This window comes from Pseudomonas sp. BCRC 81390, assembly GCF_030341915.1.
Lineage (GTDB): Bacteria > Pseudomonadota > Gammaproteobacteria > Pseudomonadales > Pseudomonadaceae > Aquipseudomonas.
In genome coordinates, this window is record NZ_JATAAG010000033.1 from 107,585 (window position 1) to 120,636 (window position 13,052).

General features: G+C 61.8%; 9 protein-coding genes. 2 read left to right on the forward strand and 7 right to left on the reverse strand.

Going from position 1 to position 13,052, the window contains the following annotated elements; genetic code table 11:
- Positions 1 to 65: 65 nt before the first annotated feature.
- Positions 66 to 869, reverse strand: a complete 804-nt coding sequence (gene icmH / locus QSV36_RS12790; RefSeq protein ID WP_289132036.1) for a type IVB secretion system protein IcmH/DotU — start codon at positions 867 to 869, stop codon at positions 66 to 68.
- A 15-nt stretch (positions 870 to 884) separates the two neighbouring features.
- On the reverse strand, positions 885 to 2,648 hold the full coding sequence (gene tssF, locus QSV36_RS12795; RefSeq protein ID WP_289132039.1) for a type VI secretion system baseplate subunit TssF: 1,764 nt from the start codon (positions 2,646 to 2,648) through the stop codon (positions 885 to 887).
- Between the two features lie 290 nt (positions 2,649 to 2,938).
- Between tssF and tssM the strand changes: the two genes are divergently transcribed.
- Positions 2,939 to 6,616: a type VI secretion system membrane subunit TssM gene (gene tssM / locus QSV36_RS12800; protein WP_289132042.1), complete on the forward strand. Its 3,678-nt coding sequence runs from the start codon at positions 2,939 to 2,941 to the stop codon at positions 6,614 to 6,616.
- A gap of 208 nt (positions 6,617 to 6,824) precedes the next feature.
- Here the strand turns inward: tssM and tssJ are convergent, their stop codons facing one another.
- From tssJ to QSV36_RS12820, 4 genes are all read right to left on the reverse strand, one after another.
- Positions 6,825 to 7,574 carry a type VI secretion system lipoprotein TssJ gene (gene tssJ / locus QSV36_RS12805; RefSeq protein ID WP_289132045.1) on the reverse strand — a complete coding sequence of 250 codons (750 nt, stop codon included), beginning with the start codon at positions 7,572 to 7,574 and terminating at the stop codon, positions 6,825 to 6,827.
- Positions 7,571 to 8,149: an FHA domain-containing protein gene (locus tag QSV36_RS12810; RefSeq protein ID WP_289132048.1), complete on the reverse strand. Its 579-nt coding sequence runs from the start codon at positions 8,147 to 8,149 to the stop codon at positions 7,571 to 7,573. The genes tssJ and QSV36_RS12810 overlap by 4 nt, the downstream gene beginning before the upstream one ends.
- Positions 8,146 to 9,156, reverse strand: a complete 1,011-nt coding sequence (gene tssG / locus QSV36_RS12815; protein WP_289132052.1) for a type VI secretion system baseplate subunit TssG — start codon at positions 9,154 to 9,156, stop codon at positions 8,146 to 8,148. Before tssG ends, QSV36_RS12810 begins: the two co-directional genes overlap by 4 nt.
- A 521-nt stretch (positions 9,157 to 9,677) precedes the next feature.
- Entirely contained in the window at positions 9,678 to 10,994 is a 1,317-nt protein-coding gene (locus QSV36_RS12820) for a PQQ-binding-like beta-propeller repeat protein (protein ID WP_289132099.1), read from the reverse strand.
- 206 nt (positions 10,995 to 11,200) lie between these two features.
- On the opposite strand from QSV36_RS12820, the gene QSV36_RS12825 reads away from it, so the two are divergent.
- Positions 11,201 to 12,400: a sugar transporter gene (locus QSV36_RS12825; protein ID WP_289132054.1), complete on the forward strand. Its 1,200-nt coding sequence runs from the start codon at positions 11,201 to 11,203 to the stop codon at positions 12,398 to 12,400.
- A gap of 61 nt (positions 12,401 to 12,461) precedes the next feature.
- Here the strand turns inward: QSV36_RS12825 and QSV36_RS12830 are convergent, their stop codons facing one another.
- Positions 12,462 to 13,043 (reverse strand): LysE family translocator, encoded by a 582-nt coding sequence (locus QSV36_RS12830; RefSeq protein ID WP_289132056.1) that lies wholly within the window; start codon positions 13,041 to 13,043, stop codon positions 12,462 to 12,464.
- Positions 13,044 to 13,052: the final 9 nt, after the last annotated feature.

Sequence of the window (13,052 nt, forward strand, 5' to 3'; positions counted from 1 at the left end):
AGCCGTACTTGCTGCGCCGATAGGCACAGTGACTGCTGAATCATGTCGGTTCGTTCTGGTGAAAGTTATGGCTGCAACAGCGTTTGCAGCGAAGCCAGAACTTGTTCAGTGATACCGTTGAGTCTGCTGGCGAAGTACATGTAGACGGCGGTACAACACACGCCCATGACGGCCCACGGTGTCCACCACGGCAATTGGCGGTTCATGCGATAGTGGCGGGGCGCCACATTGGTGAAAGGGTCGGTCAACCGTTGTGAGTGGGCTTTGGGGCCGCGTAGTTCCACGATCCGCTTGCGCAGACGCGCCATCCAGTGTTCCAGTTCCTGGTCGCCATTGGTCTGGTTGGCGTACTTGCCGCGGTAGCCCAATGACAGGCACCAGAACAGGAACACAAACAGGTCGCGGCGTTTTTCCGGCGCCCCTAGCAGGCGCTCCAGCACATTGAAGAATTTCTCGCCGCCCCAGGTCTCCTGATGGATGGCACTGAGCAGGGACTGGGCCTTCCACGGTGAGTCACGTCCCCAGGGTGTGGTCATCACCGCTTCATCGACCACACAGCACAGGCAGTAGGAAAACACCACGCGGTCGCCCTCATCGCAGTGCTCAAGCTGGCGCACTTCCTCGACCATGCCATGGATCATGGTCTTGACGTGGCCATATAACGGCTCGACGTGCTCGTACTTTTCGGTGCCCTCCAGGCGAATGACCAAACCGAACAGCGGCGCGGCAATGTCGAGGATGGGATTGCCAGTGTTCGAGCGGGTGTCGAATCCAAGCGCGTCAACCTGGGGGAATAGTGCGTTCGGGGGTGGAGACGTTCGGGCATCGGCGTGGCCCCTTTCGTAGTCTTGCTCGGGCACATTGTTCATGGGCGGACCTCCTGGTCACATTACTGGTTGCCGCCCGGCCCGGGCGGGCCATAGCTGGCGGGTGGCATTGGCGGTGTTGACGATCTGCAGTTGATGAAAGGAATTGCTGCTGGCGTACAACGCCATGAAGTGGGACAGCACGTTGCCGAACAGCTGCACCTCGCCTTCGCATTCGAAGCCGTCAGGGTCGATGTGCAGGGTGGTGCGCATGCCGCGTACGGGCAGGCCCTTGATCAGCCAGTCGTAGGGCTCGCTGTGCACTTTCTTGATGGCGCCCAGGCGCTGAGCGGTCTTGCGGGCCTGCTGCAGGTCATGAGCACCGACAAAGTCATAGACCCGCAGCACTGAAGCGAGCGCAGCCGGGGAGGACAGCGACAGGTTGTTCAAGGCCAGGTTGGAGATCAGCGCCCAGTGACGCTCACCCTGGCCACCGCTTTGCAGCATGGGCGGGTAGCTGCGAGTGGGTGGGGTCAGGTTGCGATAAGTGATGTACGAGGGCGTGTCCTGGGTGGTCAGGTCGATGTCGCCCACCTTCAGCTGTTGCGCCTGGGCGCCGTTACTGCAGGTCAGCTCGATGTTCAGTTCTTCCTGGTCACCCAGATACGGCACGAGGTTGTGATGCACCACGCCAATCTTGTGTTGCACCTTATCGTTGACCGGCTCCTGTTCGATGTTCAGTTGGTAGTAGAGCGCGGGTAGCCGTTCGCCCAGTGGGAAATCACGGTACAGGGCCTCGAAGCGCTTGAAGTCCTGTACATGGTCCTTGGACTTCTGCCGCTGGCTGCTGACGTGATCGATGCTGAATATCTCGTCTTTATCGCTGCCTTGGCGGCCCACGTTTACAAGCGCGTGGCTTGCCTTTTCATTGAGTGGAATGGGCTTGGCCTTGCAGGTGAACAGGTTGATGGCGGGAACGCAGTTGAGCAGGATCGTCGTCTGATCGATCTGGATGTCAGGTGGCAGGGGCGTGTTGAAGCGCAATTCCAGCTGGATCTGTTCGGCGGCTTCATCCGGCCAGTAGGCCTCCAGCCCCTCGATGCGAAAGCCATGAAAGCGTTCGGGGAAGCAAAAGAACTCGTGCAGGATGCGGTAGCCGTCCATCTGCTCGCCTGCGCTTGGCAGCAGCGCTTCATCGACCTCGAAACCGACGAAGGTCACGGCGGGTGGCAGTGCGAAGCGGTGTTGGCCGATGTGCAGGTAGAGTTTGTCCAGGTGCCGTGCCAGCCATTGGTACAGGTGCAGCGCGTTGCGGTTGCCACCGGCGAGATGGAACTGCAAACGGTCGCACTTCATGCGCCGCAGGGGTTGTTCGGACAGGGCACCCAGGTCGATGTGCACCACAGGGGCTTCGGCACTGGGCTGCGTCGCGATGCTGCGGATCTCCAGCGGTGCGATGGCCAGCTCTGCACACGTGCGGAATTCGCAGCTCACGCCGTCAACCGGCCGGGAATACACCGGCGTGCCTTTGGCCAGCACCTGGGTTTCGCTCAGCGCATGGTCGACCGGCATGAATTGCATCACCGTCATGCTCGGCAGCGGCCGCAGCACATTGGGGTAGAGCAGTTGCAGCAGAGGGTGTGTCAGCTCGGGCAGGTGGTCTTCGAGCTTCATGACCAGGCGAGCGGTCAGGAAGGCGAAGTGTTCCAACACGTGCTCACTTTGCGGGTCCGAAGCGGTGCGCCCGAGAAAAGGCGCCAGGCGCGGCTCGTCTTCGACAAAGTCGTCACCCAGCTCCCGGAGGGTCTGCAGCTCCTGCCTGAACCAATCTTTAAACTTCATGTTTGTTGTTTCGAGCGCTCTATTTAAGGGGGCGAGCCCGACGCAATAAAAATTGATCGGGGCGACTTGTAGGAAACTTCCCACAAGTTCGTGGTTTAAATGCCGTGGTGGCGTGCGGCTATTAAATCTTTATTGCAGATCGCCGTGCGGCGTCTTCAAAAAAAGTGTTAGCGCTTATTTCGTAGTGCTAGGCGTTGATAAGTAATTTCGGGTGCTGTTACTGTTTTTTGCCGTTCGTGCCTCGAGCGTGCGTCAATTCATCGAAAGTGCAGTCGGTAAGGTTTGCCGCTATGAAAGTGAAAAAGGACAGTCTGCTGCGTGGTTTATCGTTGTTGCAGCGTCAGGCGATGCCCGTAGTTGTTATCGCCACAGTGCTCTGCGTGGCAGTTGCCGTGATCGGGGTATGGTGGTGGGGGCCGCAGTGGCAGTGGCGTGACCAGCAGCCACTGGCCGAGCAGCCCGTGCGTATTGCCGTCACCGTGCTGCTGGTGGTGTTACCGCTGCTGGTGTGGAGCGCGTGGGTGCACCGTCGCAATCGCTCGATCATGCGCGAGCAGCAACGGCAGCGGCGTGAGGTAGAGGACCCCAGCCTGGTGTACCTGCAGGCCCAGCAGCGCGCCCTCGATGGCAGCCTGGCTCGCCTGCGTGACAGCCAGGGCAGCCGCGGGTATCGCTACGATGTGCCGTGGTACCTGATTTTGGGCGAAGAGAACGCGGGTAAGTCCAGCTTCGTCAGTCGCTCGGAGCAACGCTTTGCCTTGACCCGCACCGAGCGCAGCTCGACTCAAGGGGCCAGCGCCGATCCGGACCTGATGTTCGATATCGACTGGTGGGTGGGCGACGATGCGGTGCTGATCGATCCGCCTGGTGAGTTCATCAGCCAGCCGGAGCGGCCCGTGCCGGCACCCGATCCGCTGCCGCCCCCGGCGACGCTTGAGGACGTTCAGGAGGATGCGCCTGTAGCCGTAGAGGCAAACGCCCCAGTCGCGCTCAAGCCAGCCAATCCGCCAGGGCTGCCAGCAGGTCTTGAGCGCCGGTTGTGGCGGCACATGATCGGCTGGTTGGCGCAGAATCGCAGTTGTCGGCCGCTCAATGGCGTGGTTCTGCTGGTGGACATGACCAAGCTGTTCGCGCAAACCGAAAAAGAGCGTCGTGACCTGGCCTTCGTGCTGCGCGCACGCCTCACGGAACTGGGTGTTGAGTTAGGCACGCGTCTGCCGCTGTACGTGGTGATGAGCAAGTTTGACCTGCTGGACGGCTTTGAGGAACTGTTTGCCAAGCTGCCGGCACGCGAGCGCGAAGAAGTGCAGGGCTTCACCTTTACGCTGGCATCGGTGAAGGATTTCGACAGCTGGCTGGAGGAACTGGGCGAGGCCTACCAGCACTTCATCGAGCAGCTTGAGGACACGCTGGAGTCGGCCTGCGGTGCAATGCCTCCAGCGGCGCGCAAACGTGCCTACTCGCTGCTCAGGGAGCTGAGTGGTGCCCGCAAGATGTTGCTGAGTTTCCTGGGCGACGTGCTGAGCAGCGATCGATACACCACGCCTGCGTTGGTGCGGGGCGTGTATTTTTCCTCGGTCTACCAGCGCGGAGAGGTACGTAACCTGCTCGCGGATGCCTCCGCCCGTGCTTTTGCCTTCAGCCCGCCAGCACTGTCGACCAAGCCACAAGGCACTTCCGTGGTCTATTTCGCCCAGCAACTGTTGCAACGCGTGGTCTATCCCGAGGCCGGCTTGGCCGGCGACAACCAGCGGGTTGTCGAGCACAAGGTCCGCCTGTTGCGAGGCGGCGCCATCGCCGCGAGCGTGTGCGGGTTGGCCATGGCCGGTGGTTGGCTGTACTTCTACAGCGTCAACCGTGACAAGGCCGAACAGGTGCTGGAGAAAAGCCAGGCGTTCACCAACACCAGCGCCGACGGCAAAGCTGACCTGAGCGGGCGCAACCTGCTGGCACCACTGGATGAGATCCGCGATGCGGTGAGCCTGTACGGTGGCTATCGCTCAGGCTGGACCGTGTTCACGGACATGGGCTTGTACCAGGGTAAAGCCATCGGCCCACAGGTGGATCAGGCCTACCTGAATGCACTGGCCCGGCGCTTTCTACCGGCGATTGCGGGCGGCGTGGCGGCGACCATCCAGCAGGCGGCGCCCGGTAGTGACGAACAGCTGGCCGCCCTGCGTGTGTACCGCATGATTGAGGATCGCGCCAATCGCCGACCGGAACTGGTTGAGCAGTGGATGGCCCGTGAATGGCAAAAGGCTTATCCGGGTCAAGGCCAGTTGCAGGCGGCGCTGATGCGTCATCTGCAGTACGGCCTCGCTTACGCTGATGTCGAGCTGCCGAGCTACCGGCGCGTGGTAGCTGAGGCACAACAGCAGCTGCGCAAACTGCCCCTGGCCCAGCGCGTCTACATCAGCCTGAAGCACCAGGCTGCCCAGCAGTTGCACGGTGCGCTGGACCTGCGCAACGAGATCGGGCCCGCCTTCGATATCGTCTATGTGCCGTTGAACCAGCGCAACTACCAGGCGGCCGTCGATGGCAGTCTGTCGCTGCCACCGTTGCTCACTGCGCGGGGCTTTCGGGACTACTTCGACCAACACAGCCAGAACGTGGCCGACCTCGCCCTGATCGACCAGTGGGTATTGGGCGAGCGGCGCACCCTCGACTATTCCGAGGTGGACCGCCAGGCCCTGACGGAACGCCTGCGTGCCTTGTACAGCGCCGATTACATCGATAGTTGGCGGCGGGTGCTGAACCAGTTTTCGGTTACAGAGTTCACCGACCTGGCCCATGCGGTGAGTGTGCTGGAGCAGGTCACCGGCCCGGCAGCCCCCATGCGGCGATTGTTGGAAACGGTGCGCGGCAACACGCTGATCTACCCTGAGCCCGTGGACAACGAGAAGCAGCCACAAGGCAATCCACCAGGTCGCGTACAGGCCATGGGGATTTATCGGTCGTTTGCCGGGCTTTCGGGGATGCTCGATGTGCAGGGCGACAAGCCGTCCTTCCATGACGAAACGCTGCAGGCCGTCAGCGCCGTGTATGACTATGTGAAAGCGGTGCAGGACAACCCGAATCAAGGCAAGGCCGCGCTGGCGGTGGCGCTGACCCGGTTCTCCGAGAAAGAACCCGATCCCATCCGCAACCTGCAGCGCGTTGCCACGGGCTTGCCGGAACCGCTGAACCGGCATGTTCGCCAACTGGCGGACCAGACCTCCCAGGTGTTGATGGTCATGGCGCTGCGCGAGCTGGAGCAGCGCTGGGCGGCGGAGGTGTACAGCGTCTACCAGGAGCGCCTGGCTTCACGCTATCCCATCGACCCGGCAGGGCCGGATGCCTCGCTCAAGGATTTCGAAGCCTTCTTTGGCCCGCAAGGCCAACTCAAGCGCTTTCAGGACCAGTACCTCACGGTTTTCCTCAAGGACAACCTCAATGCGCTCTATTCCAGCGCCGATGACCAGTATCTGGTCCGACCGGAGGTGATGGAGCAACTGAAGCAGGCGGAAGCGATCCGCAACGCGTTTTTCGACAACCGCGGTGAACTGAACGTGAGCTTTGGTCTGGAGCCGGTGGCCATCAGCGATGGATTGCGGGGAAGTGTCTTGGCGGTGGACGGCCAATTGCAGGCATTTGCCGACAAGGGCAAAGACCCGATTGGCATGACTTGGCCGGGCACTGCCGGGGAGGATGGGCGAAGCCGAGTCAGCTTGGTGCAGAGCGCCGGTGCGACAGTGAGCTTGGGCTACCACGGCCCATGGTCGTTCTATCGCCTGCTCAGTCGCGGCGAGCTGAACGTTCGCACGCGGACCAGCGTCGATTTGAGCTTCAGGATTGCCGGCGATTCCGCACGTTACAAATTCCACGCCACAGGGGCGAACAATCCGTTCACTCGCCAGCTGTTTGCGGGTTTCGAATTGCCGCAGCGGTTGTTGCGCGAAGGGGTAGCCAACGAAGTGGCAAAGCGCTGACATAGCTCATAAAAGAAGAACCCCGATGCCAGTACTGGCATCGGGGTTCTTCTTTGATTGCTACAGCGATTCAGTCCGGCCTGATCGCCCAGAGTTGCCTCTCAAGATTCGGGAACTCCCCGGGGAATTTCCAGTGTGCGGGCGGTGGCACTCTTTCCACAGCACAGCGTTACGTGAAGTCATCGGCTATTCCTTCTTTCAGTAGGCGTTACTGGTTGCGGAGAAATTCGCTGTCCTGACGCAGCTCGACGCCGTTGTTCTCGAAGTGGACGTGCACGGTGTGGCGGTAACCGCGGGGTTTGATGCGTATGGCATCCTTCCACTTGCCCTGAGGATCATCCAGGTGCGCCACGACAGCGATGTAACGCGTGCCCTCGTTGATCTCTTCATGTTCGATGAACTTGAAATGGCCCGGCACCAACCGGAAGTCGTCAACGCTGATCAGGGTACTGCCCAGTGCTTTGTCCAGATCTTCTTCCACTTGCTCATATGTGGCGTCCAGCAACAGGGAGTCGTCCCGGAGTTGAAGCACCTTGAAGGCGATGGAAGCGCGTGCTTGTCGCTGCGCTTGGATGGGGGGCTCGGGGGCTTCGGATTGCGCTGCTGTGTAACTGGCCAACTGGGCAGGCGCACTGGGTGATGTTGGGTAGTTTTGGTGCAGTTGTTCAGCCAGCGCACCGACCTTGTCAGTTAGCCCAACGGCATCCGTGGCACTGAGGGTCACCGCCAGCCTCGCCGATTGGTCAGACGGCGGAGCAGGCTCCTCCAGCGTCGTGTGAGCTGAGCTGGCGACAGTAGGTGGATCAGCGGCATATAGACTGAGCCCCACATGGCTGATGTCATTGGTAGGGCCGCCGACAGGGAGCGTCGGGTCCCTGATCACCTGGTATGCCTTGCTGATCGAGGTACAGCCGCTGAGTGTCAGGCAGGCGAGAACCACACCGATGCGCTTGTTCATCGCATCTCCATGCCGAAGATCTCGGCGATGGTGGGGTCAATGCGGGATTGCGCCACACGGTCCAGATACGCTTGGGGATCAAGCTCATCTGTATGCACGGGGTCTGAGGGGAGGCACAGACTCATTGCATCGATAGCTGGTTCGCCGAGAACCTGCAGTGGGCACAGAGGCTGTGTGGCCTGCAGGGCTGAAAACGGATTGTTGGCAGAATGAAGCTCCAGCCGTTCCTCTGCCTCGTCCTCATGGCCCAAGCGGATGGCAATCTGGTAATCGCCGATCTGCAGCCTGTCGTTGTGCCTGAGCCGTATAGGTGTGCCTGATAGCAGTGCGGTGTCACTGCCGTTCATGAAGCTCTTGCCGCTGTGGTCAATGAGGCAGAAATGGCCTTCATGCCAGCGGATCTCGCAGTGCACCGGCAGGATGCGCGCCTCGCGATCATGCAGCCGCCAGGTCGCTTGCGTGCCAAGGGTGCCGCCTGCCTTGTCGAAGCGGTACTGCGGCTCGCTGCCTTGCAGGAGTGTTTCCGGGTTGAGGACGGCCAGGGTAAGACTGGGGGCGAGAACATGTGTACTCATGCGCGTACCGTGATGCGAACAGGGGGAGGTGTGGGGTCATTGCGGTCAGCTAAAAAGCTGGTCCAGCCGAGGTGGGTGCCATGCTCGGCTCTGAGGCTGAAGGGCGGTGCCTCTTCGGCACGCATGCGTAATTCCAGGTCATACGCTCCGACATCGCGCAGCAGAAACTCCACAAGCCGGGCCAGTCGGTGGTAGTTGTCACCGCTGGGCAGGAACTCGCGAAACTGCTGTTGGTCCAGTCCCGCGATCACGATGGTGAACTTGCTGCTACGTGACACGGTGCTGCCGCCCACCAGGAAGTTGTCATTGAGCGTGCAATTGCGCGAACCCAAGCCATTGCGCTGAGACTGCGGTATCTGCACGACGCGTTTCTCGAACTCGCGGATCGTCACGTCCCGAAGATCGAAGCAGTGCGCGATCATGCCTGCCACCATGCCCGGTGATCGGCTGCGGCTGGCTATCATCCCCACGAAGCTCAGCAAGCGGCTCCAGGGCAAGGCGGTCGCCCCGCGCAACGCCGCGTCATCCAGGCCGATCATGGCGAAGATGTAACGAGAGAAACCGTCTGTGGCGCCCGGTTGGAAGCGCCGGTAATAGCGGTACTTGCGCCAACCCTGATGCAACAGGGTATGCAGACGATGGTTGAAGAAGTTGAAGTAGGCCGGGCGTACACCAATGCCCTGCGCATGCTCAAAGGCCACTTGGTCAAGGTAATAGCTGGGCAGCGGTGAATCGGTCCCATGCAGGCCAAGGAAGGTGGCTTGAATGCTGTAGCGATCGTCCCCAATGCGCTCAGCACTGATTACATCGGCGACGGGGAATGACAGTTTCGGAGAGACCTCCAGCCGCAAGCGTCTTCGGGTTTCGCGGGAGAGGGGGCGTTGCTCAAGATCATCGCCGTGTATCTGGTACATTGACTCCAGAAGCTGGAAGTACGAGTACTGATGGGCCTCAGGCAACATACGGTCCACAGCATCCTGGACTTTATGTTCTGATTCATCGTCCATGTCAAATCCTCAGGGAGTGGTGTGGTTTCTATATGTAAGACGTGTTTGTAAGAATAATTACCAGTCAGTAGGCATTGATTAAACAAATGACTCGGCGGTAGTTTCGCTAAAAAGAAAACCATGCAATGAGGAAGGGCTTCCGGTCGAGGTGCGAAGTGTAAGCAGATGTTTGCAGGAAGTTGGTCACCACCCTATCGCGCAGGTCACAGCTTTTTCCTGTGCCAGGTAAGTCTGGTGCGTGGAATGTTCGGTCGTGTTGGTTGCTGCTGTTCATTCTGTGATGCGCAGGGGTAATACAGAACTCCGAGTTGCATGCTCGATGACTGCGGATGGGTTTGCTTTACGACACGGTTGTCGAAACTTCTCGCTCCGCATTGAAAAAACGCTCAACCTCAGCCATGACGCCGAGGTCAGCGTGAAGGGGTGCCCTTGGATAGTGAGCTTCTACCAAGCCTGGCTCAGATTTTCAGCGGCATTTCTGCAACACCACACTCGTCCCGATGGGAGCGGGGCACCTGCGGTTACCAGGCCATCGGCCTGTCCCAGCCCTTCCAGAACAACCAGCGCCGCACCTCGCCATGGTCGCCGGTGCCGATCTGCCAGGCGGGCCGCCCGCCATCCAGCGCAATCAACGAAACGAACCCGGCATGGCTGGCTGCCACCAGTGTCCGCCCATCGGCACTGACATCCAGCGCACTGATGGTCGAGCCCAGGTAATGCTGCCAATGCTCCGTGCCATCTTCGCCAAACGCCCGCAAGTAGCCATAGGCATCGCCGACGATATACTCGCCATCGCGCGCCACGGCGGCATACACCCGTGCGCCATCCTGTACCACCGGCGTACGTGGGTCCTGGCTGTAGTAGTCGGTATCCAGCCCCGGCAGGTCGGCCACCCTGACCGCCAGCGTGGCACCGCTGTAGAAATGGCAGGCGTTGAGTATCAACTGGTCCCCGGTGCGGTTGAACAGGGCGAAGTGCGGGTATTCGCTGGCTGGCCCGATTGCCGCCACGGGCCTGAGCTGGTCGTCCAGTACCAGGTGGCGGCTGCCCTGCTCACCGACCACGATCAAGCGGCCATCCGCCGATACCGCACCGTGCTCCATGCTCAGCCCCAGGCTGATGTCGTCCGGGTCGGTGCCCTCGGCCAGCTCATCGAGTATCCGTGCCTGCGGCGGCAGCAGCCGGGTCGCACCCTGGCAGGTGAGCAGGAAGATACCGTCGGCACTTACCAGCAGTACCCGCTGGCCATCCGGAAAGGGGATCAGTGCGGAGGGAGTGGGTGGCAACTCGAACGGCTCGAACGGGTAACCTGCCGGCAACCCTTCCAGCCCCGTCGGCCAGGCTAGCCGCTGTACCTGGGGGCCGCCCCAGCCATCAGTGACGCGTATGCCTTCGGCATTGGCCAGCGCGAAGTAGCGACGCCCAGGGCAGCGGCCGAAATGTTCGACCCCGATCACCGGCGTTACCGCGTGGCTGTCGATACGCACTACCTGGCCTTTGTCACAAGGCATGCCGATGCGCGCCAGCACGCTGCCGTCATCCAGCAGCAAGACGTTGCTGATGCCCTGGCCGTGGGCATCGAGCAACGGCACCAAGGGATGGTGCGCAGGCGGCCAGGCCTCGCGGAAGGCCTGGCGCTGCTGGTCATCCACGCCGGGGCGGTTGGCCGCTTGCAAGGCTGCCAGCCAGGCCTCCAGCAAATGCTCGGTCGCGGCGGCCTGCGGTGCTTCGAGGTGGTCCCAGCCGTGCGCGCGGCCCTGCGCGACGTAGTCGTTGACGGCCTGGGCATAGGCGGTGACCGCCTGTTGCCACTGTTGCTGGGGAGGCTGCTTGTCCATGCGCGGGTCGGGCTCCAGGTTGCATATACGTTTCACACAAAGCGCGCATGGTACTCCTTCTGCCCGATGCGCGGTTGTGACGCCCGGGTGTGACGCGTACCATGCCGGGCATTCCTTCCAATAACAAAGCGTACGTCGACACCCAGTGCAACCGGGTGGCTGGCGTGCGGTCTGTTGCCTTGTCTGCGGAGAACCGGTTTCAACCCATGAATGGACCCATACCCACCCACATGCCCCCCACGGCAGGCAGCGGCAGCTGGCTGAGCGTGATTGCCCTGGCCCTGGCGGCGTTCATCTTCAACACCACCGAGTTCGTCCCGGTGGCGCTGCTCAGCGACATTGGCCGCAGCTTCGCCATGAGCACCGCCCAGGTCGGCCTGATGCTGACGATCTACGCCTGGGTGGTGGCGCTGGCCTCGTTGCCGATGATGCTGCTGACCCGCAACATCGAGCGGCGGCGCCTGTTGCTGCTGGTGTTTCTGGTGTTCATCGTCAGCCACCTGCTGTCGTGGCTGTCGCAGAGCTTCGCCATGTTGCTGGTCAGCCGTATCGGCATTGCCCTGGCGCATGCGGTGTTCTGGGCCATTACCGCCTCGCTGGCGGTGCGCGTGGCACCGCCGGGCCAGCAGGCCAAGGCGCTGGGCCTGTTGGCCACCGGCACTACCCTGGCCATGGTCCTGGGCATCCCGCTGGGCCGGGTGGTGGGGGAGGCGCTGGGCTGGCGCATCACTTTCCTGAGCATTGCCGTGGTGGCGCTGGCGACCATGCTCTGCCTGATGAAGTCGCTGCCCCTGTTGCCCAGCCAGAACTCCGGCTCGCTGCGCAGCCTGCCGATCCTGTTCAAGCGCCCGGCGCTGGTGATTACCTATGTGCTGGTGACGCTGGTGATCACCGCGCAGTTCACTGCCTACAGCTACATCGAGCCGTTTGCCCTGCACGTGGCACAGATCGGCGGTGAGCGCACCACCTTGCTATTGCTGCTGTTCGGCGGCGCCGGGGTATTCGGCTCGTTGCTGTTCAGCCGTTACAGCGACCGCTTCCCGCATGGCTTCCTGGTCGGTTCGATCGGCCTGCTGGCGGCCTGCCTGTTGCTGCTGTTGCCGCTGTCGGGCAACTTTTATGCGTTCGCTGCGCTGAGCATGTTCTGGGGTGTGGCCATTCTCAGCTTCAGCCTGTCGCTGCAGTCGAAGACCTTGAAGCTGGCGTCCGATGCCACCGACGTGGCCATGGCGTTGTTCTCGGGTATCTACAACATCGGCATCGGCGGTGGTGCATTGCTCGGGAGTATTGTCAGCAGCCAGCTGGACGTGGCCTACATCGGCCTGGTGGGCGGAAGCGTGGCGGTGCTCGGGTTGCTGCTGGCGGTTGCCAGTACCGCGCGGTTCCGCCAGGCACTGGCCCACTGAGCTGACCCTGGCACGCGTATCCTGCAGCTACCTGCAGACCTGGAGCGGGGGTGCAGACCGCTCAGGCCAGCACGGCAGCCCAGGCAGACACCAGCAGCACCACGGCCAGCACCTGGTTGAACAGCCGCCACCGCTGCGGCGCCTGCAGCCAACGCGCGCTGCCCGCACCCAGCAGCGCCCAGGCCGTCATGCACGGCAGGGCAACCAGCAGGAACACCAGCGCCAGTTGCCACACCGGCAACGACGGCGCGGTAAACACCCCGACCACTGCCACGGCCATCAGCCACACCTTGGGGTTCACCAACTGCAACGCCGCCGCGCTGAGCGCGCTGAAACCTTGCGCCGTGGCTGCCTGCAGCGGGGTGCCGGCACTGCGCAGCATCTTCCACGCCAGCCAGCTCAACCACAGCACCCCGGCCCAGCCCATCAACTGCTGGGCCAGCGGGTGGCGCAGCAGCTCACCCAAGCCCAGGCCCACCATCAGCACGATCGCGGCGGCTGCGCCACAGGCCGCCACGATCGGCGCCAGGCTCGCGCGCAGGCCGGCGCGGGCGCCATGTGCAAGGATCAACAGGTTGGTTGGCCCAGGGCTGATGCTGGACACCAGGGCAAACAGGATGAAAGGCAACAGCGACTGCGACATGATCAACGG

Coding starts and splice junctions, on each gene's coding strand:
- QSV36_RS12820 (WP_289132099.1), bottom strand. CDS start 10,994: ATGGACAAGCAGCCTCCCCAGCAACAGTGGCAACAGGCGGTCACCGCC.
- QSV36_RS12825 (WP_289132054.1), top strand. CDS start 11,201: ATGAATGGACCCATACCCACCCACATGCCCCCCACGGCAGGCAGCGGC.
- tssF (WP_289132039.1), bottom strand. CDS start 2,648: ATGAAGTTTAAAGATTGGTTCAGGCAGGAGCTGCAGACCCTCCGGGAG.
- tssG (WP_289132052.1), bottom strand. CDS start 9,156: ATGGACGATGAATCAGAACATAAAGTCCAGGATGCTGTGGACCGTATG.
- tssJ (WP_289132045.1), bottom strand. CDS start 7,574: ATGAACAAGCGCATCGGTGTGGTTCTCGCCTGCCTGACACTCAGCGGC.
- QSV36_RS12830 (WP_289132056.1), bottom strand. CDS start 13,043: ATGTCGCAGTCGCTGTTGCCTTTCATCCTGTTTGCCCTGGTGTCCAGC.
- tssM (WP_289132042.1), top strand. CDS start 2,939: ATGAAAGTGAAAAAGGACAGTCTGCTGCGTGGTTTATCGTTGTTGCAG.
- QSV36_RS12810 (WP_289132048.1), bottom strand. CDS start 8,149: ATGAGTACACATGTTCTCGCCCCCAGTCTTACCCTGGCCGTCCTCAAC.
- icmH (WP_289132036.1), bottom strand. CDS start 869: ATGAACAATGTGCCCGAGCAAGACTACGAAAGGGGCCACGCCGATGCC.